This window comes from Chitinophaga sp., from assembly GCF_017745275.1.
Taxonomy (GTDB): Bacteria; Bacteroidota; Bacteroidia; order Chitinophagales; family Chitinophagaceae; genus Chitinophaga.
Genome location: NZ_JAGHZS010000002.1, coordinates 41,425 through 64,327, shown reverse-complemented (window position 1 = coordinate 64,327; position 22,903 = coordinate 41,425). Strand labels below are relative to the sequence as shown.

Sequence of the window (22,903 nt, the reverse complement as noted above, 5' to 3'; positions counted from 1 at the left end):
TTTTTGTTCGAATTTTTAAAATTATTAACTTACAAAGTTTCCCGCGCTCTATTCGTTTGTTCAAAATAAGTCTGCAAAGATCGTGCTAACGAATCACTCTACCAAATCCTTCTTATATTTGTCAGCCATATAACAAAGTACAGTTTTATAACGGAATTTTATAGTGCTTTAGTCCTCTAAAAGCGATGGTTTATACAAATTTTAACAATTGATAAAGAATCATATTTAAATTAACATCTTAACTAATTTATTTGTTAAGCCGTTGCAAATTTTTCAATAAAATGATTGACTTTAGAAGCGACACTTTTACACGTCCCGGCCCTGGCATGTTACAGGCCATGTTACAGGCAGAAACCGGTGATGACGTTTTCGGTGAAGACCCCAGCATCAATAAACTGGAAGCCATGATGGCAGACTATTTTGGCAAAGCGGCAGCCTTGTACTGCCCTTCCGGCACAATGAGTAACCAGATTGCCATTAAAGTACATACGTTGCCGGGTGACGAAGTGGTTTGCAGTAATCTTGCACATGTATACATTTATGAAGGTGGAGGTATTGCCTTTAATTCCGGTGCCCAGGTACATCCTGTTATCGGTGACCGTGGCATGATCCGCGCCGCGCAGGTAGAAGCTGCCATCAACCCGGACGATGTACATAAAGCACGTACCAGCCTGGTTTGCCTGGAAAATACATCCAACCGCGGCGGCGGCTGTTGCTACGACTGGGAAGAAATGGTGAAGATCGGAGACGTTTGTAAACAACACGGTCTTTCACTGCACCTGGATGGCGCCCGCCTCTTCAACGCCCTCGTAGCCACTGGCCAGGACCCTAAAACATACGGCCAACTGTTCGACAGCATTTCCGTTTGCCTCAATAAAGGCATGGGATGTCCCATGGGCTCTGTATTGATGGGCAGCGAAGCATTTATTAAGTCTGCCAGACGTATCCGCAAAAAATTTGGCGGCGGCCTGAGACAGGCCGGCTACATGGCAGCTACCGGCATTTATGCCATGGAAAATAATATCGCGCGACTGGCAGAAGATCACCTCCACGCCAAACAACTGGCGCAGGCACTACTGGAGAAGTCTTTCGTGGGACACATGCTGCCGGTAGAAACCAATATCCTCATCTTTGAAGTAACAGGCGACTGGACACCCCAGTTATTCGCTGATTATATGAAGAAAGAAGGTGTCCTGGTCATGGCCATCTCCACCACACAAGTCAGAATTGTTACCCACCTCGATGTAACAGCAGACATGATAGCCACTACCTGCGATATTATTGCGGGAATGGCCTAAACAGCCGTTAGCTATTAGCATTTAGCGGTTAGCAGCCAGCTAATGGCTAATAGCTAACGTCTAAATGCCAATAGCTGTACTATTATTGACCTTTAAATTTCCATCTCTCCATAATCTCCGTTATTTTTGCAACCTTATATTATGAATAGCATGGAACTTTCGAAAAATTACCTGCCTGGAATGGTAGAGGAAAAATGGTACCAACAATGGATGGACAAAGGCTATTTCCGCTCTAAACCGGATGGCCGTCAACCTTTTACTGTCGTCATCCCCCCGCCTAACGTAACCGGGGTCTTACACCTTGGCCATACCCTCAATGAAACCGTCCAGGACATCCTGGTGCGCCGTGCCCGTATGAGTGGGTTCAACGCCTGCTGGGTACCGGGTTCCGACCACGCTTCCATTGCTACTGAGGCAAAAGTGGTAAATATGCTCAAGCAGGAAAAAGGGATTGAAAAATCTCAGCTTACCCGCGAAGAGTTCCTGAAATATGCTTTTGAATGGAAAGATAAATATGGTGATATCATCTACCACCAGATAAAGAAACTCGGCTGCAGTTGCGACTGGGACCGGGTAACCTTTACCATGGATGATCACTACTATAAAGCAGTGATCACTGTTTTCATTGACCTCTACAAAAAAGGCGTGATCTATCGCGGTGCCCGCATGATCAACTGGGATCCCAAAGCCAAAACTGCTTTGAGCGATGAGGAAGTAGAATACAAAGATCTGCAGGGTAAGCTGTATCACGTTAAATACGCTATCACTGATGCTGCTGGTGCGCCTACCGGTGAATTTATTACCATCGCTACCCAGCGTCCTGAAACGATCATGGGTGATACTGCGATCTGTGTAAACCCGGAAGATGAAAGGTATGCACACCTGAAAGGCCACTTCGCTACAGTACCGCTGGTAAACCGTCGTGTACCCATTATTTTTGATACCTATGTAGATAAAGAATTCGGTACCGGAGCGCTGAAAGTAACGCCTGCACACGATATCAATGACTATAACCTCGGTTTAAAACATAACCTGGAAATAGTTGATACCCTGAATGATGACGGTACACTGAGCGCCGCTGCAGTTGTATTTGTTGGAGAAGATCGCTTTGTGGCACGCAAAAAAGTAGTAGCTGCCCTCGCTGAGGAAGGCTTACTGATAAAAGAACAGGAATATACTACCCGCCTGGGTTACAGCCAACGTAACCCCGACACCGTAGTAGAACCACGCATCTCTACACAGTGGTTTGTAAAGATGGCAGAAATGGCCAAACCCGCACTGGATGCGGTAGTAAACGGAGATGTAAAAATACATCCCGGCGACCGTTTCCTCGCTACCTACAAATACTGGATGGAGAATGTAAAAGACTGGTGTATTTCCCGCCAGCTCTGGTGGGGACAACAAATACCCGCCTGGTACGCACCAGACGGCACTTTTGAAGTAGCTGCCACCGCTGCGGAAGCTGTACAACAGTTCGCTGCCCGCAATATTACTATTACCGCTGCAGAACTAAAACAGGATGAGGATTGCCTCGATACCTGGTTCAGCTCCTGGTTATGGCCAATGGAAGTATTCAATGGCATCTCCCAACCGGATAATGAAGATATCAACTACTACTACCCTACTTCTGTACTGGTAACAGGACAGGATATCATCTTCTTCTGGGTAGCCCGTATGATCATGGCCGGACTGGAATTCAAAGACGTGAAACCATTCAACGATGTATATTTCACCGGTATGGTGCGCGACAAACAAGGACGTAAGATGAGTAAACAGCTGGGTAACTCACCCGATCTGTTGGAACTCATCCACTCCTTTGGTGCCGATGCCGTACGTTTTGGTATCATGATTTCCTCTCCTGCCGGTAACGACTTGCTCTACGATGATGCCAGCTGCGAACAGGGACGCAACTTCTGTAATAAAATATGGAATGCCCTGAAGCTGGTGAAAATGTGGGAACAACGTCAGGAAGATGATAGTGCCGCTGAAGCTGCCGCCAATAACTTCGCGGTGAAATGGTTTGAGAGCAGGTTAAATGAAGTTCAGGCTGAAGTTGCTGCACTGCATAAAGATTTTCGCCTGAGCGAAGGCTTGAAAACGCTCTTAAACCTTATCTGGGATGACTTCTGCAGCTGGTATCTTGAATGGGTGAAACCAGGTTTTGAGCAACCAATTCCTGCTTCTGTATATCATAAAACGGTATACTTCTTTGAACAACTGATGCAGTTGTTACATCCGTATATGCCGTTTATCACGGAGGAAATCTACCAGTTACTGGCTACACGTGCTGATGATGATTCCCTGATGATCAAACAGTTTACAACACCGGATGCTCCTGTACATGCTACGTTGCTGGAAGGAACGTTGGCGAAAGAAGTGATTACCGGCATCCGTGATGCACGTAACAAAAACCAGGTTAAACCGAAAGAAACAGTTGTACTGCACATAGAAACCAAACACGACAACACTTTCAAACAAATTGAAAGTATGCTCGCGAAACAGGTGAATGCATCTGCGATTAACTATGTACAGGAACCTGTGCCTGGCTGTATCACAGTAGTTATCGGAAAAGATAAATTCTACCTCGGTACAGAAACAGCGCTGGATACCACCACACAGAAAGCAACGCTGCTGAAAGACCTGGAATACCTGAAAGGATTCCTGGTATCTGTTGAGAAAAAGCTCTCCAACGAAGGGTTTGTACAGAAAGCAAAACCGGAAGCAGTAGACGCTGAGCGCAAGAAAAAAGCAGATGCGGAAGCCAAGATTTCGGTGATCGAGGAAAGTTTAAAATCCTTATAATTTTTATGATCGCCCGGTCGTTACTATACCGGGCGATTTTTTTATATCCCCGTACTATCATGCATAAACACCTGTTACTTAGTTTTTTTTTAACCACAGCAACATCACCGGTATGGTCGCAAACGCATAAAAAGCCAGCTACTGCTGCACCTGCGACCGTTACCAATAAACGTCCGCTAAAACTGCGTAGCACCTGGGGAATTTACCTGAGTGACACGTTACCCAAAACGGAAGTAATGAAGCTGTTGGATTCTGCACTGGTGGTACGCGACGAAAAAAATATCAAATACCCTGTATTGTCATTTGCTTTCACTTACGAAAAGCATGAACCTTACCTGAACGATACTACCGGCCAACCCGGCATCTATAAAGACTTTACCGGCGATAACTTCAAAACAGCATCTCTCTCCCCTTTGTGGAGTAAAGGCCTGAAGGAAACCCTGCAAACCGGGGATATCCTATACTTCGATGAAATCATCATCAAATATGCGGAAGGGAAACTCTACAAAGCACCTTCTCTTAAAATCAATGTAAAATAGCCTAGTAATTAAATAATTGCTGAATAGGAATGATAAAGTCCACGCGATTTTGCGCATTGTCTACCGGATCTTTATCTAACAGGTGACTAAACCGTACTCCAAACGTAAAAGGTATTGCATTTCCTATGCGGGTATCCAGGAATAACTCCGCCCCCGTAGATGCATAGCGCGTATTAATTTCCTTATTCGTTTGCACGTAGTTCGTCATGCTGTAATCATAGAACAGGTTAGCTCTGATGCGGCTGAAGTAAAGCAGTTGTGCAAATCCCCAGTCGGGATAGGCCAGTGGAAAATGGTAGTTAGCGCCCAGTTTGTATACCCGGGTATAGAAGGGGGTATTATACCCTCTCGCATATACGAAGTTATCCGAGAAAGTATAATTGAAGGACTTGTCGCGTTGCTGATAAGCGGCCTGTAATACCAGGTTATGATTCTGCCACAACCCAGGCAGGTACTGATCGAAGCGCATGTACAACTGCTCCGCAAATAAACCGGTGACAGAAGTATTATATTGAACGGCCAGGTATTGCCCAAAATGAGTAAAGATATTTTGTATGCCTTTGAGGCGCTGATTACTGAATATGAAGGTGTTGCTGAGAAACTGGATGTCATTGCCTTTGTACTTACTATCCAGGTAGCGGTGGCGGATATTATAATTGCTTCCCACTACCAGGCTGCGGCTATAGAGGCCCCTGGAAAAACTGAGCGGAATACTGGCGCCAATATGAGCGGTCGCTTCGTTCCAGTACACCCGTTGCCGGTCCTGGTTGAGGCCATTGCGGTTAATAGCATAATCCGCTCCTATATTTAATACCGGCAACCAGCCTCCAAAAGTAAAGCCGGCAGCAAAATCCGAGTAGCCTTCATTATGGTTGTACGTATAGCCGATACTGGTAGATGTAGTATTCAGTATGTTTTCACCAATCAGGGAAATGCCATATTCCGGATCATTGAAAGAAGGTACCCAGCTATGGAAATTGAACGGATGAGATAACTGTGGATATTTCTTTACCGGCAGAGAGTCATGTGGCACCTTGTCCAGGATATTTCCACCTTCTTTAAAGTCGGGCTGTAACCAGGCACTCCGGCCATTTTCAGTAACCGGTACTTCTTTCCACGAATGCACGTCCAATGCAGCATGATAAAGTTTATACCCTTTCACGGTAAATTCACTGAAAATCAGGCTATCCTTTTGGGCGTCCAGGGCTACATGCATCGCGCTGTTCCCCCTGTCTGTCACTTCAAATGTTTTCCTGTCTGTCAACGTAATGGCATATACGTTATTTACGTCTTTGTGGCTGTTGGTGAAATACACGGTATCCCCACTTATCACAGGGATGCCGATAACATTGTAACTGAATGGTGTGAGTATCGTGCTTTCCCCGGTGGCGAGCGACTGCTCTACCAGGGCCATTTCTCCTTTGTTATTGCGTACGGCGCTGATCACAGCCTGATCGTTGGCCGTAAAACGAGGATAGGTATAAAACCAGTTATCCGGGTTGGGCAACTCCTTTTCTATGGCACCGGTTTGCGCGTTCAGCAGTTGCAGGTGATAGGTCATAGCGGGTGTAGTGACTGCTGCTATTACCTGCTGACCATTTGCACTGATATCCGGGGAGAAGAATTTGCCTTTGGAAGAAATTGTTTTCGTACGGCCGGTAGCGTTATCCCAGATACGGATCACGGAAAAATCTTTCCAGCTCCAGCGGGCATCAAAGCGGGCGGCAGCCCATACAATACGGCCATTGCGATAGCTGAAGAAGTCATCATAAACGATGCCGGGTCTTACCAGTAGCTTTTCTTCGCCGGCAGCATTCAGGCGGTAAATGCCAGGTACTTTGTTCCAGGCATCTTTGAGCACAATCCACTCTTTATCGCCGGCGTTGTAAATATATTTATAGTTGGTAACAGGTCGGTCCAGTGGCAGTACTGCTACTGCAGGCGTGGTGTCCGGGCGGGCTGCGTAGCTGTTCCAAAGAGGCTGATACTCCGCTAACATGGCATGATAAAAGCCGGTGATATTTTTACCGGTTTTCTTTTTCAGGCTATGCGACATAGGATAAAAAAGTCCGCGGAAACGTACCGCATCTGTGGCAACGCCCTTCCAGAAAGCTTCTCCGTAATGATTGCGTCCATAAGTGGCCATGAGGTACCCCAGCGGATAATGATCCGGTACATAGTCAACATAAGAACCATTGCGGATTTTCATATAGGCGTACTGTTTACCTGCCAGGGAAAGTCCACGGAAGCCATCGAAGAAACCGGGAAGCCGGCCCCTGCCCTGTGGCGTTAAGGCTGTTTCCATGACCACGGCATCACCTTCCCAAAACCAGTTGGGTACAGCAATATTGGTGATGGCAGCTTGTCCCAGCTGGCCACCCAGAATGGAGAACACTTTAGAGAGCCCCTGCCGGAAATTCATGTTTTGTAATACGTGTCTGTATTCATGTACGGACAGTTGTTCTATCCAGTTGAGTGAGCCCAGGTCCAGTGAATTGGGCGCAGGTGTCAGGTAAAATTCGGAGCGGAAGGGGCCTAGTTGTACGTATCCGTTGGATTGCATCGTTTGGTTCTGCAATACGATATTTATTTTCCGTTCCAACGGGCCTATAGAGGCACGGGTATAGCGATTCAGGTAATGCGTAATGTTGGCTACCCGCTCACCGGCGGTGGTCATTCCTTTGGGAAAAATAACCCTTATAGTATCCGTATTTATCTGTTGCCATTTCAGCGAAGGTGGATTACCTCCAAATTGCTGTGCCGATAAAGAAAGGGAAAGGGTCAGTAAGGTAATGGCCAGGAAAAAGCGCATAAATGATTACGAATTACAAATGACAAATAACGGATCTGAGTGATCAAATACCGTATAAACGAAAATATGCTTCTTTCCTTATATAACAGTATTTAATCGCTCAGATCCGTCATTTGTCATTTACAATTTATAATTCTATCTGCTAGCATTCCGGCAGGCTGATAGGAATATTTACTGCCAGACCGCCATCGGATGTTTCCTTGTATTTTGAGTTCATATCCTGTGCAGTTTCCCACATGGTTTTTACCACGGCATCCAGTGATACCTTTGCCAGTTCCGGGTTGCTTTGCAGGGCCAGTTGGGAAGCGGTAATTGCTTTAATGGCACCCATGGTATTTCTTTCGATGCAGGGGATTTGTACGAGTCCACCGATTGGATCACAGGTAAGTCCGAGGTGATGTTCCATGGCTATTTCTGCTGCCATTAATACCTGGCGCTGGGAGCCGCCAAGGCACTCAGTCAACGCCGCAGCTGCCATTGCGGACGACACGCCTATTTCAGCCTGGCAGCCGCCCATTGCTGCAGAAATGGTGGAGCGTTTTTTAAAGATGCTGCCTATTTCTGATGCTGTGAGGAGGAATTGCTGAATTTTTTCTTCGTGGAAGCCGTCGCAGAAGGCAATGAAATACTGCAATACAGCTGGTATAACACCTGCGGCGCCATTGGTTGGCGCAGTTACTACACGACCAAAGGAAGCATTTTCTTCATTAACCGCCAGGGCAAAGCAACTTACCCAGTCGAGCGTATAACTAAAGTGCTCACCGCCTGCCCTGATGGCATCAATCCAGGAGGCATAATCGGTATAGGTACGTCCTTTTAGCAACTTTTTATTCAGGGCTACTGCGCGGCGGCCTACTCTCAATCCGCCGGGTAATTCGCCACTGGTATGGCAACCACGGTAGGTGCATTCCTGCATAACACGCCAGATATTGAGCAATCCCTGTCGGGTAGCCTCTTCCGGGCGCCAGGCCAATTCATTTTCCATCACCAGTTCAGAGATGCTGTAACCGGTTTTGATACACCATTGCAGCAGCTGACGGGCTGTATCAATTGGGAAAGGCAGATCCACCTGTTGCGCATTGCTGCCGTTTTCTCCTTCCTGCACTACAAAGCCGCCTCCAATGGAATACCAGGTAGAGGCGATTTGCTCACCGTCGGCGAAAGTAACCAGGAAAGTGAGGGCATTGGGATGAAATGGTAAAGACTCTTCAAAGAGGAAGTCTATATCCTGTACCGGATCAAAATCTATTTCATATTTACCTGCCAGCAACATTTTGCGGTTGCGGCGGATATCGTCCATTTTAGGATTAATCTGGTTTACATCAAAAGTAACGGGATCATCTCCGCAAAGGCCTAACTGTACAGCGATATCTGTACCGTGACCATGGCCGGTTTTGGCGAGGGAGCCATATAATAAAACCTGTACTTTGCTGATAGCTGCTAATTTACCTTCTGCCTCCAATGCTGCGAGAAAGCGCAGTGCTGCTCTCCAGGGGCCCAGTGTATGGGAACTGGAAGGGCCAACGCCTATCTTGAAAATATCAAATACTGAAATACATTCGTGTGCCACTATTTTTTCGTTTATCTGTAAAATTAATGGAAAGCGGGCGAATAAAACAAAAAGCGGTACTGGCTCAGCCGGCACCGCTTTTTCTATTTATTTGTACACCAATTATCTGTTGGTAAAATCCTTCAGTTGAATATCAAAGATCAATACGGTATTAGGGGGAACACGGGTATTTCCCATCTGGCCATAAGCGAACGCAGATGGCAGGAGTAATTTGATCGAACCTCCTTTCCCTATTTTAGGTATACCGTATTTGAGGCCATCAAGCGCGCCGTTAAGGCCTGAAGTAGCGTTATTGACGCTATCATACACGCTATTATCCAGGAACCTGCAAACGTAGTTAATGGTAACAGTAGCAGCTGTATTAGCCGTATCTTTTGTATCACCCCTGTTGATAATCTGGTAGAAGATACCTGCAGAATCGTGTTTCAGATTAGTAATATTGTTATTAACAGCGTAGGTTACAATTTTTGTAGAGTCGATGGTATACTGCGCTTGCCAATTATAAGCAGGGAGCCCCTCTTTTTTCTTGGTACAGGCAGCAAGGAATAATAGGAATAAACTACCAAACAGGAAAGCCTTCTTCATACAATTAGATTTCGATTTTATTTTTTATTTATCTGTAAATTAACGGAAAGCAGGCGATAAAACAAAAAGCGGCACTACGCCGCTTTTCCTATTTATTTATTCACCAGTTATCTGTTGGTGAAAGATTTCAGTTTAACATTGAAAATCAACACTGTATTGGGAGGAACCGATCCTTGCCCGTATTGACGATAAGCAAAGTAAGATGGCAATAATAAATTGATTTCACCACCTCTGCCTATTTTAGGTATACCTATTGTCCATCCCTCAATAACGCGGTTGAGTCCAAAGTTGGCATTATAGCTACTGTCAAATACCTTTTTGTCCAGGAAGGTCCCAATGTAGGCAACGTTCACATAAGCAGCTGCATTGGCAGTATCTCTTGTATCACCTCTGTTTACAATCTGGTAAAATATACCTGCTGAATCATGTTTCAGGTCTGTGATATTATTAGCTGCTGCATAGGCCATAATCTTTGTGGAGTCGATGGTATACTGTGCAGCCTTATCGTAAGGAGGCGTATTATTATCATCTTTTTTGGAACAGGCGGCAAGCATCAATAGAAATAGTCCTCCGAACAGAAAAACTTTCTTCATACAATTACGGTTTCGGTTTTATTATAAATTAAAAGGTGACACGATGGTAAGCAAGTAATCACTTTTACCTGATATTTACTAATTCTACGTCTGAAATTAATACGGCATTGGGAGGAATAATGCCAGGAACGCCTGTGGCGCCATATGCCAGGGCTGGTGGAATGAATAACCGGATTCTGCCTCCCTGGGAAATTTTTTGTAATCCTATCTGCCAGCCGGGAATATGATTTTTAAGTTCCCGACGATCAAAGTCGGTAGGTCCGAATGAGGAGCCTACGATATCCCCATTGAGTAACTGGTTGGTATAAATGATGGTAGGAATGGATGTTGCCTTTACAAAATGGGTACTGTCGCCCGGTTGCAGGATTCTGTAATAAAGTCCTGACACGTCTTTAACCGCCGTTTCATTATGGGAAGCAAGGTAGCTCAGGATAACATTCTCCATGCGGACATCTATGGCATCCATCATGGGGCTGGCGTCTTTTTGTTTCATGCAGGAGGTGGCTATTATCATCCCCATGCATGCCATTAATAATTTTACAGCTGTATTCATCCGCTTCTGTTTACGATCTGGTTGTTTAACGGATATCGGTCATGAAAGTTACACTTATTCCGTTGCCGGCATAAAAAAACTCCTGCAGATAGGTACCTGCAGGAGTTTTGGCTATTATAATAATATAGATTAGTAATCCATACCCATACCGTGGCCGCCGCCGCCCATTGCAGGAGCTGCAGACTTAGGTTCTGGTTTATCTGCGATTACACATTCAGTAGTCAACAGCATAGAAGCGATAGACGCTGCGTTTTCCAGTGCAATACGGCTTACTTTAGTAGGATCGATTACACCTGCTGCCAGTAAGTTTTCGTATACTTCAGTGCGGGCGTTGAAACCGAAATCGCCTTTACCTTCTTTCACTTTCTGTACTACGATAGAACCTTCGATACCGGCGTTAGCGGTGATCTGACGTAATGGTTCTTCGATAGCACGTTTAACGATAGTGATACCGGTTTGTTCGTCGTTGTTATCGCCTTTCAGTGATTCGAGGGATTCGATAGCGCGGATGTAAGCCACACCACCACCAGGAACGATACCTTCTTCAACAGCAGCGCGGGTAGCGTGTAAAGCATCGTCTACGCGATCTTTCTTTTCTTTCATTTCTACTTCGGTAGCAGCACCTACGTAGAGAACAGCTACACCACCGCTTAATTTAGCCAGGCGTTCCTGTAATTTTTCACGATCGTAGTCGGAAGTAGTTACTTCGATCTGTGCTTTGATTTGACCGATACGGCCCTGGATAGCGTCTTTATCGCCTTTACCACCTACGATAGTAGTGTTATCTTTATCGATAGTGATAGATTCTGCTTTACCGAGGTAAGTCAGGTCAGCATTTTCCAGTTTGTATCCTTGTTCTTCGCTGATAACGATACCGCCAGTCAGGGTAGCGATATCCTGCAGCATATCTTTTCTTCTGTCGCCGAAGCCAGGAGCTTTTACAGCAGCAACTTTCAGGGTGCCACGCAGTTTGTTTACCACCAGGGTAGCCAAAGCTTCACCTTCCAGGTCTTCAGAGATGATTACCAGTGGAGCGCCTTGCTGAGCTACTTTTTCCAGGATGTGGAGGATATCCTTCATAGTGCTGATCTTTTTATCGTAGATCAGGATATAAGGGTTAGCCAGTTCAGCCTGCATTTTTTCGCTGTTGGTGATGAAGTAAGGAGACAGGTAACCGCGATCGAACTGCATACCTTCTACTACTTCAACAGTAGTATCAGTACCTTTCGCTTCTTCTACAGTGATAACGCCATCTTTGGTTACTTTGCGCATTGCTTCTGCGATCAGTTTACCAATTTCGCTATCGTTGTTAGCGGAGATAGACGCTACCTGTTCGATTTTCTGGTTGTCGTTACCAACTTTTTCGGATTGTTTTTTCAGGTTTTCAACAACAGCTTTCACTGCTTTGTCAACACCGCGTTTCAGATCCATTGGGTTAGCACCGGCAGCTACGTTTTTCAAACCTTCGCCGATGATAGCCTGTGCCAGAACGGTTGCAGTGGTAGTACCATCACCTGCCAGATCAGCAGTTTTGGAAGCTACTTCTTTCACCATTTGTGCACCCATATTTTCGATTGCGTCTTCGAGTTCAATTTCTTTTGCAACGGTAACGCCATCTTTAGTTACGCCGGGAGCACCGAATTTCTTTTCGATTACTACGTTACGACCTTTAGGGCCCAGGGTTACTTTAACTGCATCAGCCAGGGTATCAACACCCTTTTTCATTTTGTTGCGGGCGTCTATATTGAAGAAAATTTGCTTTGCCATAATACTTTGTAGATTTTTCTTTTAGGAATTAAAACATATCCGGAAGACTATCTTAAACGATAGCCAGGATATCAGATTCACGCATGATTAAGTAATCTTCGCCTTCGATAGGGAGTTCCTGGCCTGAGTATTTACCATACAGTACAGTATCTCCTACTTTAACTGTGATGGGTTCATCTTTTTTACCGGGACCAGCAGCCACTACAGTGCCTCTAACTGGTTTTTCTTTTGCAGTATCCGGGATGATGATACCACCAGCTGTTTTCTCTTCTGCTGCTGCAGGTTTCACAATTACCCTGTCAGCTAAAGGTTTAATACTTAATTGTTTAGCCATAGTAGATTTTATTTAAAAAAGATGTTTAAAAATTTGTTCTTTCCGGTCCACGAGAATTATGCCAAGGCGGTTTTTGGGTCAAATTTGCAGTTTACGAAGGTATTGAGCAGAATCATACTGACAAACCATGACAGGCAACCCGAAAAAATGACAGACTTTTCACGTAAAGCAGCTGAGAAGCAAAGCCGCAAGGGAATTTACACATTTATTCCAAGACTTTGCGGTATTGCTTCTCAGCTGCTTTGCGTGAAATCCTTCAAATATGAATTTTTTTCTCTAGTTTTGCGCCCTTATACCAGTTCTTTTTTATACGATGATCAGTAGAAGAAACATCCGGGTAAAAGTAATGCAAACACTTTATGCCCTGGAAACGATGGATGAAAGCAGTATTAAGCCAGGTACGGCTACCAGACTTTTGAATGAAAAGCTGGACCAGACCTGTCAGATCTTTACCTACTTACTTAATTCAGTGGTACAGGTGGCACAATACGCAGAAATTGATGCGCAGGCCCGTGCCTCCAAACACTTACCCTCTGCCGAGGACCTGCAGGTGAATACCAAAATTGCAGGGAATGAATTTATTTACCAGATAACCAGCGACAAGGGCTTCCAGGTAAACCTGGAACAATGGAAAATGAAGCTGCAGACAGATGATGATCTGCTCAGAAAGCTTTATAACCAGCTGGTGGCTACGGATACCTACAAAGCTTATATAGCAGATAATAACCGTACAAAGGCCGGGGAAAAGGAGATACTGGAATTCATCTATAAAGAAATACTGGGGAAAAGTGAGCTGTTTATACAGCATATGGAAGATACCTTCCTCCACTGGGGCGATGATGAAGAAATGATGGGTATCCTGCTCAATAATTATTTCAACAAACCGCATCTCTTCAACTTCCTCCAGCTGATCAGCAAAGAAAAGCTGGATTATGCAAAAGAGCTGCTGCTGACAGTAATCGACAAAAAAGAATACTGCCTGGAGCTGATCAAACCCAAATTGCAAAACTGGGATTCTGAACGTATTGCAGCAGTGGATATGTTACTGATGGAAATGGGTGTTTGCGAGTTCCTTTACTTCCCTACTATTCCGACCAAAGTAACTATTAACGAATATATCGATCTGGCTAAAGCTTACAGCACACCACAGAGCGGACAGTTTATCAACGGGATCCTGGATAACATCCTGAAAGACCTGGAGAAGGAACAGATGGTTCAAAAACAGGACCGTCCCAAAAAGTAAGTGGGAAAAGTTATTTTTACCTAAAAAATAGCAATACCATGAAAAAGCTGTTCTGTTTATTAGCCTGTGGAAGCCTGCTGGTGGCGGCTTGTAACAATAATGCCCAAAAGAATACTACCGCAGCCGGCGCTACCGGAAGCGGGCAAGTAAAAAATGATGCGCAATCCTCCGCACTGACTTTCGAAGAAAAGGTGCATAACTTTGGAGAAATTGCTGCAGGTGAAAAAGTAGAGTATTCTTTTAAATTCACTAATACAGGCACCAGTCCGCTCGTAATCGAGGATGCCATCTCCAGCTGTGGTTGCACAGTACCTGAATGGCCTAAAGAACCTATTAAACCCGGGCAGTCCGGTTATATGAAGGTGATTTTTGACAGTCATGGCAAATCCGGTTACACAGAGAAAGAGATTTCTGTTAAAATCAACAATAATGACGGTTATGTGATAGGACCTAAAATACAGTGTAATATCATTACCAAGTAGGACCGGCAAAACTATTAAATCAATTATAGATGAACATCCTGAACATTTTATTAATGGCGCCTCAGGGAGGTGCTCAAGGTGGTGGCAACTCCTGGGTTTCTTTCCTGTTTTTTGGCGGTATGATCCTCGTCATGTGGCTTTTCATGATTCGCCCTCAGACTAAGAAAGCGAAACTGCAAAAACAATTTATCGATAACCTGAAGGAAGGCGACAAAATCGTTACCATCGCAGGTATTCACGGTAAAGTGAAGAAAATGAACGACGATAATACTGTTGTAATGGAAGTGAGCCCTGGCACCAGCTTCATTATTGAACGTTCTGCTATCAGCATGGAATATACTGCTGCCAAACAACAGCAAAAACCAGCTGAAACCAAATAAGCTTACAGATTACTTTTTAATACTACGGAGTTGCGGGCCCTGGCCTGTAACTCCGTAATTCTTATGGGCCGGTTCGTATTTTTATTTAAATTGGAAGTATGTTAAAGATAGGAATCACCGGAGGCATTGGCTCCGGCAAAAGCACCGTCAGCAAAATATTTGAATTGTTGGGCGTCCCTGTATATTATGCGGACGACAGGGCAAAAGATATACTGGTACGCGACCCGGAACTGATGACGCAGGTGAAGCAACATTTTGGCAATGAAACATACGACGAAAATGGTCGCCTGAACCGAAAATATCTCGGAGATATTGTATTCAACAGCAAAGATAAACTGGCTGTTCTCAATTCTCTCGTACACCCCGCCACCATCCGGGATTCCGACCGATGGGCCAGTGAACAAACAACCCCCTATGTACTAAAAGAAGCCGCCCTGCTTTTTGAAACAGAATCTTTTCACCACCTGGATAAAATCATCGCCGTTTTTGCGCCGCAGCCACTGCGGGTACACCGCGTTATGAAACGGGATCATATGACCCGTGATGAAGTACTGGCCCGCATTTACAAACAAATTGATGAAACTATAAAAATGCGGCTGAGCGATTATGTAATACATAACGACGAGCAGCACATGGTGATACCACAAGTACTGGCACTACACCAGGAATTACTGGCACTGGCAGCATCCCGCTAAAGGTTACCTGGGGTATAGCACTGCTGTACTCCCCTGCTGTTTTGCCTAACTTTGATAAAAATAAGGATAATGGATAAGGCGAATATTTCTCCCATACGACTCACCCCTGGTGCGGCAGAAGAAGTGAAGAAGCTGTTGCAAGGTGCTACTGAAGCCCCTTATCTGCGGGTTGGCGTTAAAGGTGGCGGTTGTTCCGGCGTAGCCTATATGTTGGGATTTGATGCAATAATGGAAGATGATGACCTTTTTGAGGTGGCCGGGATCCCGGTGATTATGAAAAAAGCCCATGGCATGTACCTGATGGGAATGGAAATAGATTATGAACCGGAGGCGAAAGGGTTCGTTTTCCGGGGAGCCTAAAGCATAAAGCCGAAAGCAAAAAGCTATTAAAGCGAATGATCAGCGCGAATGAGTAATTTAATACTCGCGTTGATCATTCGCTTTAATAGCTTTTTGCTTTCGGCTCAACAAAAAACCTCCTGGCAAGCCAGGAGGTTTTTATTATCAAACATCATTTCAGTTATCCTACTTATTTAGCAGCAGTTGCTTTCTGCGCAGTCACTTCCACTGATTCTGATTCATTGGCCAGTTGGTTCTTTTTGTCAAAGTCAACCAGTACCGGCGCTGCTACGAAGATGGAAGAGTAAGTACCAGTGATCACACCAATCAGCATCGCGAAGGCGAAACCGCGGGTTACTTCACCACCGAAGATAAACAGGATCAGGATGGTCAGGAACACGGTGAGGGAGGTCATAATGGTACGGCTCAGCGTATCATTGATCGCTTTATTGATTACGGTATCTCTGTCGCGGCCATGTTTACCAGTTCTGAAGTATTCACGGATACGGTCAAATACAATCACGGTATCGTTCATGGAGAACCCGATTACTGTCAGGATCGCCGCAATGAAGTGCTGGTCGATTTCCAGGGTGAATGGAACAAATGATCTGCACCAGGAGAATACTGCCAGTGTTACCAATACGTCGTGCAGCAAAGAGAAGATAGTACCGATAGAGTACTGCCATTTGCTGAAACGTAAGAGGATGTACAGGAAGATTACCACGAGAGACAATACGGTGGCTTTTACCGCACCGGCGCGTAAGTCGTCGGAAATAGTTGGTGATACTGTCTGTGAACCAACAATATAACGGGTAGCAAATGCTTCAGGTGTTACAGAAGCGTCATAGAACGGCTTCAGACCCTGGTATAATTTATCTGCTACTTCTTTATCTACTGCCAGGCTTTGTTGTTCAATTTTGTAAGAAGTGGTAATATTCAGCTGGTTAGTAGTTCCGATCGTTTTAACGAATACTTCTGATTCGAATTCTTTCTTCAGTACATCTGCTACTTTCTCTCTGTCCATCGGATGTTCAAAGCGAACCGTATAGCTACGTCCACCGGAGAAATCGATACCGTGGTCGAAACCATGGAAGAAGGAAGATACACCTGCTACCATTACAATGGCAGAGATGATGTAAGCATATTTACGTTTACCTACGAAGTCGAAAGCAGCGTGTTTAAATACTTTACGGGAAATAGGAGTAAAGTATTCAAAGTGTCTTTTTCTCTTCATCCAGAAGTCAGTTACCATACGGGATACCAGGATACCACAGAACAGAGACAGGAACAAACCTATGATCTGAGTGGTAGCGAAGCCCAGTACAGGACCTAAACCGAAGTAGAACAGGATGAATGCAGTGAGGAGAGAGGTAACGTGACCATCCAGTACAGGTGCATAAGAGCGTTTGTAACCTTCTGATACCGCCTCTGGGTAAGATTTACCATGCGTCAGCTCATCTTTGATTCTTTCGAAGATGATTACGTTGGTATCCACCGCCATACCGATAGTGAGTACCATACCTGCGATACCAGCCATTGTTAACGTAGCGCCCATAGATGCCAGGATACCGAAGGTAAACAGCAGGTTGAGTACCAGTGCAATGTTAGCCACCCAGCCGGCAGAATTGTAGTACACCAGCATGAGTACGAAGATGATACCAAAGGAGATCATGAAAGACTTGGCACCGGCAGCGATAGATTCCGCACCGAGGGTAGGTCCTACGATCTGTTCCTGTACGATTTGCGCAGGAGCCGGCATTTTACCGGATTTCAGGATGTTGGCAAGGTCACTCGCTTCTTCAATGGTAAAGCTACCACTGATAGACGAACGGCCACCGGCAATTTCACCCTGTATAGACGGAGCGGAGTAAACGATGTTATCGAGTACAATCGCTACATAGTTGAAAGTATTAGGATCTTTTGGATTGCTTGGAGCCAGTTCACCGGTCAGTTTTTTCCATTCATGGGCACCTACGTTGTCCATGGTCATGCTGATTTCCGGTTGGTTGTTCTGGTCCATATCCTGACGTGCATCTACGATCCTTTCGCCACCAACACGCGGAGTAGGGTTCGCAGGATTCACTTTCAGGAGGTAAACAGCGATCAGACCGTGTTTATCTTCTTTATTTTCAGGACCGAAAGCAATCACACCATCTTTAGGTAATACTGCTTTTACAGCAGGCAGTTCCAGGTAACGGTTGAAAGTAGCGGTATCCTTAGGGAAGATTCTTCCGATAGAAGAGCTTGGGAAGATAGTACCGGATTGAGGATCAGCGTTAGGAATGAATACCATGAACAGCGGGTTTTGTTTCTGCTGTTCTTTGATTTGCAGTTCCTTGCTGGCATTTTTACCGGTATCACCTTTAGCGATGTACTGTGTGAGGCTACCATCTTTAGAAGTATCTGCAGGAGTAGCGGTAGTGGTAGCTGCTTTAGCAGTATCTACAGCAGCAGTAGCCGGTGCAGAAGATTTCAGCGAATTTCTGATCGCTTCGTTCATCGGCATCAGTACATTCTGGAAGAACTCAGGGCTGTTTTTGTATACTTCTCTGAATTCCAGGTTAGCAGTAGCCTGCAGGTATTTGTGTACACGGGCGGCGTTGTCCACACCTGCCAGTTCCACAGAGATCAGTCCTTTGTTTTCGTCCAGGCTGATGTTTGGTTGTGCCACCCCGAATTTATCAATACGTTTTTGCAGTACGATATAGGTATTTTTAATGGCAACACGTGATTCCTTGCGGATCATGTCCAGCACCTGCTGATTGGTTGAATTGAAAGTGATATCTTTTTGGTAGGCGTTTGCAAAGATCGTTGCCAGTTTACCCTGTGGTGCTACTTCGGCGTATGCTTGACCGAACAAAGTAACAAAATCTGACTGGTTTGTCTTTTTAAGTTCATTTGCCCTTACCAGTGCTCTGTTAAATGCGGCATCCTTGGATTGACCGGATAAAGCGCGGATAACATCTTCCACGTTCACTTCCAGTACAACGTTCATACCACCCACCAGGTCCAGACCAAGATTCAATTCTTTTTCTTTTGCTTTGGTGTAGGTGACATTCCATGGGAAGCCTGCAATCTTTGTGCTGCTGGTACTGTCCACGATCTCTTGTCTCCTCAGTTTAGTCAACCCTGCCAGTGTATCTTCGTAGAAACCCCGCAATTCAGCATTGTTCGGATATTTCTGTACAGGCGTAGGGTATTGTTTGGCCACTTCGTCTTTGGCCTGCTGCTCTATCTTCTTCTCATAGTTCCGCACCAAAAACGTGAAGGACAATTGGTACAAAGAGATAAGGATCAGTGCGATGGCAAAAAATCTTACCAGTCCTTTAAGTTGCATACTGTTTGTTTCGGGTTTATAAAAAAAAATTTTAAGAGTTGCAAAGATAGAATTTAAATCGATATATTAAAGTCCTTGTTAAAAGACGCGCAAAATCAATCTGCGCCCGCTTTTGCAGGTTAGCCGGCATACTTTTTTGTAAATCTGCGATCCTGGATTCTGGTCTTTTTAATATTATTCCTTTGCTTTACAATCACTAACAGCGACAAATATATGCAAACCCAACATTATCCGGCAACAGATAATTTTCTGGAAGCTTTGCTGAAAAGTCAAAAAAGCCGGTTAGGCGCGGTTTTCAGCGATCCTTCGACCTACCGGCTACAGGTAATTTTTACCCGGATAAACCGGGATGAACGGCAAATGCCCCATTTTACAGACTATTTTTATGGCGTTCCGCCAGATACCTACTTCTACCCCGCATCTACGGTAAAATTACCGGCAGCCGCGCTGGCACTGGAAAAAATAAATGATTTGCAGATCCCGGGCCTGCACCGGGACACCCCTTTATTCACAGATCCGTTGCCAGACATCAATACCGGCGTTCGCCGCGACCCTTCGGCCGCCTCCGGGTATCCTTCCGTAGCCCACTATATTAAAAAAATATTCCTTACAAGTGATAACGACGCCTTTAACCGGCTGTACGAGCTGATTGGCCAGGAGCCTTTTAACCGCCGGTTGTGGGAAATGGGATATGACCAGGCCCAAATCCGGCACCGGGTGGGGCTTCCCCTTTATGAAGCAGCCAATAAGCATACAAACGGGATCGTATTCCAGGCGGGCAATATTGTATTATATCAACAGGCGGCACAATGTAGCGGGCTCCATTTTTCACCACGGGAGGATTTTGCCGGACGGGCTTTCTATAATCATCTCGACAAGCTGGAAACCCGCCCCATGAACTTTTCCCATCGCAATAAACTTCCACTCATTCACTTACACGATATATTACGAAGCATAATTTTTCCGGAAGCTGTAACAAATCAACAACGATTCCGTTTAACAGAGGAAGATTATAGCTTTTTGTATCAACATATGTCACAATATCCGGAGGAGTCAACCGATCCAATATATGATCCGGAGCAATTTTACCAGGCATATACCAGATTTTTGCTTTTTGGAGGAGACAGCAAATGCCGCATACCCGGCCATATCAGGATATTTAACAAACCAGGATGGGCATACGGATTTCTGACAGATACCGCTTATATTGTGGACTTTGCCAACAATACAGAGTTCCTGCTATCCGCCAGCATCTTTGTGAATACAAGTGGAGTGCTGGGCGATGATCAATCCGCTTTCGAGGAAACAGGGAAACCTTTTCTCAAGGCACTAGGAGAAGTAATTTATGCGGAAGAGGTACAACGGAATAAAAAAATATTACCAGACCTGTCCCGCTTCAAACCAAAATAGGAAAAAACAACTGACAATAACACACAACAAAAAACTGAGAGCAAAATGCTAACCAAGAACAATCGTGTATGGGCCGCAGCCGCCCTGTTGACTGCAGCAATCGGATTCACTTCCTGCCTGAAGAATGATAAGGTAACGCCCAGCAGACCAAAAGCAATGGTACAGATCCTGAATGCCTCCACCAACATGGTGCCGGCGTCTTTCTATGATAATGGCCAAAGAATCAGTGGCGATACGGCTAACATCGGCTATGGCTTCTATGGCTTCTACCCTGTTTTAGGCGGCTCACATACCTTTGCACTGAAGAAGAGAGGTGGCGACAGCGTGATCACCAGTAATTCTTCCGTTTATGATTCCACTTCATACTACACCTATGTAGTATTAGGAAATAACCCGGTGATGTCAGCAAACGTTCAAAGCGATTTTACCTCTGCCAGCCCTCAGAAAATCAACATCCGTTGCTGGAACCTGTCTCAGGGCGCCGGCGCAGGTGACCTGGTAGACTTTTACGTAGGTAATGAAAAAATAGACAGCAACCGCAGGTCTATGTCTATCAGCGAAGTAGCTTATTCTACTAAATTTGCCCAGTTCACCAATTTCAGCGTTAATAGTGCTGTTACCATAAAGAAGGCGGGTACCACTGAGATACTTGCTACCAACAACGACCTGACCAGGATCGACGGCCGTTCTTTAAATGCCGGATCTGTGTATACCATTTACTTTATAGGTACCAAAGGCAGCACTGGTATAGATAAACCATTCGTAAATGTGATCCCGAGCCTTTACTAAGCAACAGATAAATTCTTAACGATAGAATACAGAAGGGGCCGTGATTACGGCCCCTTCTGCGTTGGTATGGCAGCCATGCTGCATCTTTCCATGTATAATCTACTTTTTTTCTGTAGGTTTGTTCCGGTACAATGTTAAGATATGAATCAACTAGCAGAAAGGCTGTCACGGATTTCCGAGCCTCAAACAATTAAAATGGCTAAACTCGGCCGCGAGTTGAAAGCCCAGGGTATAGATATTGTGGACCTCAGCATCGGAGAACCGGATTTTGATACCCCGGCACATATCCGTGAAGCCGCCAAAAAGGCGATTGATGAAGGGTTTACGCATTATACCCCGGTGGCTGGATACCCCGAGGTAAGAAAGGCAGTAGTACATAAGCTGAAGAGAGATAACGGTCTTGACTATACGCCGGAACAAATTGTGGTGTCTACCGGTGCCAAACAATGCCTGGCCAACGCCGTACTGAGCATTGTAAACCCCGGTGATGAAGTGATCATCCCTACCCCTTACTGGGTTACTTATTCAGAACAGGTGAGCCTCTGTCAGGGTGAGGTAGTATTTGTTCCCTGCAGCATTGAAAATAATTATAAAATCACTGCAGCACAGCTGGAAGCGGCTATCACACCAAAAAGCAGGCTGTTCATGTTCTCTTCTCCCTGCAACCCTACCGGGTCTGTATATTCCAAAGAAGAACTGGCTTCGCTGGCAGCCGTATTTGCCAAACATCCACAGATCTTTATTATTTCAGATGAAATATATGAGTATATCAACTACGTTGGCAAACATGAAAGCATTGCGCAGTTTGGAGATCTGATTAACCGCACTATCATTATCAACGGCCTCAGTAAAGGATTTGCAATGACCGGCTGGCGCCTGGGCTACATGGCAGCTCCGCTGGATATTGCCAAAGCCTGCGATAAAATTCAGAGTCAGTTTACCTCTGCTACCTGCTCTATCACGCAGCGTGCAGCTATTACCGCACTCAACGGCGATCTGACTACCGCCATAGAAATGGTGGCCGCCTTTAAAAAACGCCGGGCCTACATACATGAAGCCCTGAAAACAATTCCGGGCCTGAAAGTAAATGATCCGGAAGGCGCTTTCTATATGTTCCCGGATGTAAGTGCGTTCTTTAATAAATCGTATGAAGGTATGCAGGTCAATAATGCTGATGACCTCTGCATGTACCTGCTGCATAAAGCCAACGTATCCACTGTTACCGGCGTGGCATTCCAGCAGCCCGACTGTATTCGTCTCTCCTACGCTACCAGTATGGAAAACCTGGAGAAAGGCGTAGAAAGGATGAGAACCTGGCTGGCAAAACTGAGCTAAGCAGCATGCTATATGAATAAAGAATTTACGGAAAATGACA

At 45.2% G+C, this 22,903-nt stretch carries 19 protein-coding genes; 11 read left to right on the top strand and 8 right to left on the bottom strand.

Features of this window, described 5'->3' with window-relative positions; translation table 11 throughout:
• Window positions 1-281 precede the first annotated feature (281 nt).
• The 3 genes from J7623_RS06035 (at window position 282) to J7623_RS06025 (ending at window position 4,639) form a co-directional block, all read left to right on the top strand.
• The gene (locus tag J7623_RS06035) at window positions 282-1,298 is read left to right on the top strand and encodes a GntG family PLP-dependent aldolase (protein ID WP_291918534.1); all 1,017 of its coding nucleotides are present in this window, start codon (window positions 282-284) and stop codon (window positions 1,296-1,298) included.
• Between the two features lie 150 nt (window positions 1,299-1,448).
• A complete protein-coding gene (locus J7623_RS06030; protein ID WP_291918532.1) occupies window positions 1,449-4,100 on the top strand; it encodes a valine--tRNA ligase in 2,652 nt (883 codons plus the stop codon).
• 59 nt (window positions 4,101-4,159) lie between these two features.
• On the top strand, window positions 4,160-4,639 hold the full coding sequence (locus J7623_RS06025) for a hypothetical protein (protein ID WP_291918530.1): 480 nt from the start codon (window positions 4,160-4,162) through the stop codon (window positions 4,637-4,639).
• A gap of 1 nt (window position 4,640) precedes the next feature.
• Here the strand turns inward: J7623_RS06025 and J7623_RS06020 are convergent, their stop codons facing one another.
• The 7 genes from J7623_RS06020 to J7623_RS05990 all read right to left on the bottom strand — a co-directional run bounded on the left by J7623_RS06020 (window position 4,641) and on the right by J7623_RS05990 (window position 12,853).
• The gene (locus J7623_RS06020; RefSeq protein WP_291918528.1) at window positions 4,641-7,451 is read right to left on the bottom strand and encodes a hypothetical protein; all 2,811 of its coding nucleotides are present in this window, start codon (window positions 7,449-7,451) and stop codon (window positions 4,641-4,643) included.
• A gap of 142 nt (window positions 7,452-7,593) precedes the next feature.
• Entirely contained in the window at window positions 7,594-9,021 is a 1,428-nt protein-coding gene (locus J7623_RS06015; protein ID WP_291918525.1) for an L-serine ammonia-lyase, read from the bottom strand.
• A 102-nt stretch (window positions 9,022-9,123) separates the two neighbouring features.
• Entirely contained in the window at window positions 9,124-9,606 is a 483-nt protein-coding gene (locus J7623_RS06010) for an FKBP-type peptidyl-prolyl cis-trans isomerase (RefSeq protein ID WP_291918522.1), read from the bottom strand.
• A 107-nt stretch (window positions 9,607-9,713) separates the two neighbouring features.
• A complete protein-coding gene (locus tag J7623_RS06005) occupies window positions 9,714-10,199 on the bottom strand; it encodes an FKBP-type peptidyl-prolyl cis-trans isomerase (protein WP_291918519.1) in 486 nt (161 codons plus the stop codon).
• 64 nt (window positions 10,200-10,263) lie between these two features.
• Complete coding sequence (locus J7623_RS06000) at window positions 10,264-10,752, bottom strand: FKBP-type peptidyl-prolyl cis-trans isomerase (RefSeq protein ID WP_291918516.1); 489 nt, start codon at window positions 10,750-10,752, stop codon at window positions 10,264-10,266.
• A 129-nt stretch (window positions 10,753-10,881) separates the two neighbouring features.
• Window positions 10,882-12,519: a chaperonin GroEL gene (gene groL, locus J7623_RS05995; protein ID WP_291918513.1), complete on the bottom strand. Its 1,638-nt coding sequence runs from the start codon at window positions 12,517-12,519 to the stop codon at window positions 10,882-10,884.
• A gap of 52 nt (window positions 12,520-12,571) precedes the next feature.
• Window positions 12,572-12,853 (bottom strand): co-chaperone GroES, encoded by a 282-nt coding sequence (locus J7623_RS05990; RefSeq protein ID WP_079473337.1) that lies wholly within the window; start codon window positions 12,851-12,853, stop codon window positions 12,572-12,574.
• A 313-nt stretch (window positions 12,854-13,166) separates the two neighbouring features.
• On the opposite strand from J7623_RS05990, the gene nusB reads away from it, so the two are divergent.
• The 5 genes from nusB to J7623_RS05965 all read left to right on the top strand — a co-directional run bounded on the left by nusB (window position 13,167) and on the right by J7623_RS05965 (window position 16,013).
• A complete protein-coding gene (gene nusB / locus J7623_RS05985) occupies window positions 13,167-14,096 on the top strand; it encodes a transcription antitermination factor NusB (protein WP_291918509.1) in 930 nt (309 codons plus the stop codon).
• 38 nt (window positions 14,097-14,134) lie between these two features.
• Window positions 14,135-14,578 carry a DUF1573 domain-containing protein gene (locus J7623_RS05980; protein WP_291918506.1) on the top strand — a complete coding sequence of 148 codons (444 nt, stop codon included), beginning with the start codon at window positions 14,135-14,137 and terminating at the stop codon, window positions 14,576-14,578.
• Window positions 14,579-14,607: 29 nt separating this feature from the next.
• Complete coding sequence (gene yajC / locus J7623_RS05975) at window positions 14,608-14,958, top strand: preprotein translocase subunit YajC (protein ID WP_291918503.1); 351 nt, start codon at window positions 14,608-14,610, stop codon at window positions 14,956-14,958.
• Between the two features lie 98 nt (window positions 14,959-15,056).
• The gene (gene coaE / locus J7623_RS05970; RefSeq protein WP_291918500.1) at window positions 15,057-15,653 is read left to right on the top strand and encodes a dephospho-CoA kinase; all 597 of its coding nucleotides are present in this window, start codon (window positions 15,057-15,059) and stop codon (window positions 15,651-15,653) included.
• A 69-nt stretch (window positions 15,654-15,722) separates the two neighbouring features.
• Window positions 15,723-16,013: an iron-sulfur cluster assembly accessory protein gene (locus tag J7623_RS05965; protein WP_291918497.1), complete on the top strand. Its 291-nt coding sequence runs from the start codon at window positions 15,723-15,725 to the stop codon at window positions 16,011-16,013.
• Window positions 16,014-16,182: 169 nt separating this feature from the next.
• Here the strand turns inward: J7623_RS05965 and secDF are convergent, their stop codons facing one another.
• Window positions 16,183-19,329 (bottom strand): protein translocase subunit SecDF, encoded by a 3,147-nt coding sequence (gene secDF / locus J7623_RS05960; RefSeq protein WP_291918494.1) that lies wholly within the window; start codon window positions 19,327-19,329, stop codon window positions 16,183-16,185.
• Window positions 19,330-19,542: 213 nt separating this feature from the next.
• Here secDF and J7623_RS05955 point away from each other — a divergent pair, with 213 nt between their 5' ends.
• From J7623_RS05955 to J7623_RS05945, 3 genes are all read left to right on the top strand, one after another.
• Window positions 19,543-20,739 carry a serine hydrolase gene (locus tag J7623_RS05955; RefSeq protein ID WP_291918491.1) on the top strand — a complete coding sequence of 399 codons (1,197 nt, stop codon included), beginning with the start codon at window positions 19,543-19,545 and terminating at the stop codon, window positions 20,737-20,739.
• A gap of 45 nt (window positions 20,740-20,784) precedes the next feature.
• Window positions 20,785-21,528 (top strand): DUF4397 domain-containing protein, encoded by a 744-nt coding sequence (locus tag J7623_RS05950; protein ID WP_291918487.1) that lies wholly within the window; start codon window positions 20,785-20,787, stop codon window positions 21,526-21,528.
• Between the two features lie 195 nt (window positions 21,529-21,723).
• The gene (locus tag J7623_RS05945; RefSeq protein WP_291918483.1) at window positions 21,724-22,863 is read left to right on the top strand and encodes a pyridoxal phosphate-dependent aminotransferase; all 1,140 of its coding nucleotides are present in this window, start codon (window positions 21,724-21,726) and stop codon (window positions 22,861-22,863) included.
• Window positions 22,864-22,903 lie beyond the last annotated feature (40 nt).

Excerpts from the sequence above, each read along its gene's own strand:
- J7623_RS06035 (WP_291918534.1), top strand. The coding sequence starts at position 282 with ATGATTGACTTTAGAAGCGACACTTTTACACGTCCCGGCCCTGGCATG.
- J7623_RS06030 (WP_291918532.1), top strand. The coding sequence starts at position 1,449 with ATGGAACTTTCGAAAAATTACCTGCCTGGAATGGTAGAGGAAAAATGG.
- J7623_RS06025 (WP_291918530.1), top strand. The coding sequence starts at position 4,160 with ATGCATAAACACCTGTTACTTAGTTTTTTTTTAACCACAGCAACATCA.
- J7623_RS06020 (WP_291918528.1), bottom strand. The coding sequence starts at position 7,451 with ATGCGCTTTTTCCTGGCCATTACCTTACTGACCCTTTCCCTTTCTTTA.
- J7623_RS06010 (WP_291918522.1), bottom strand. The coding sequence starts at position 9,606 with ATGAAGAAGGCTTTCCTGTTTGGTAGTTTATTCCTATTATTCCTTGCT.
- J7623_RS06005 (WP_291918519.1), bottom strand. The coding sequence starts at position 10,199 with ATGAAGAAAGTTTTTCTGTTCGGAGGACTATTTCTATTGATGCTTGCC.
- J7623_RS06000 (WP_291918516.1), bottom strand. The coding sequence starts at position 10,752 with ATGAATACAGCTGTAAAATTATTAATGGCATGCATGGGGATGATAATA.
- groL (WP_291918513.1), bottom strand. The coding sequence starts at position 12,519 with ATGGCAAAGCAAATTTTCTTCAATATAGACGCCCGCAACAAAATGAAA.
- J7623_RS05990 (WP_079473337.1), bottom strand. The coding sequence starts at position 12,853 with ATGGCTAAACAATTAAGTATTAAACCTTTAGCTGACAGGGTAATTGTG.
- nusB (WP_291918509.1), top strand. The coding sequence starts at position 13,167 with ATGATCAGTAGAAGAAACATCCGGGTAAAAGTAATGCAAACACTTTAT.
- J7623_RS05980 (WP_291918506.1), top strand. The coding sequence starts at position 14,135 with ATGAAAAAGCTGTTCTGTTTATTAGCCTGTGGAAGCCTGCTGGTGGCG.
- yajC (WP_291918503.1), top strand. The coding sequence starts at position 14,608 with ATGAACATCCTGAACATTTTATTAATGGCGCCTCAGGGAGGTGCTCAA.
- coaE (WP_291918500.1), top strand. The coding sequence starts at position 15,057 with ATGTTAAAGATAGGAATCACCGGAGGCATTGGCTCCGGCAAAAGCACC.
- J7623_RS05965 (WP_291918497.1), top strand. The coding sequence starts at position 15,723 with ATGGATAAGGCGAATATTTCTCCCATACGACTCACCCCTGGTGCGGCA.
- secDF (WP_291918494.1), bottom strand. The coding sequence starts at position 19,329 with ATGCAACTTAAAGGACTGGTAAGATTTTTTGCCATCGCACTGATCCTT.
- J7623_RS05955 (WP_291918491.1), top strand. The coding sequence starts at position 19,543 with ATGCAAACCCAACATTATCCGGCAACAGATAATTTTCTGGAAGCTTTG.
- J7623_RS05950 (WP_291918487.1), top strand. The coding sequence starts at position 20,785 with ATGCTAACCAAGAACAATCGTGTATGGGCCGCAGCCGCCCTGTTGACT.
- J7623_RS05945 (WP_291918483.1), top strand. The coding sequence starts at position 21,724 with ATGGCTAAACTCGGCCGCGAGTTGAAAGCCCAGGGTATAGATATTGTG.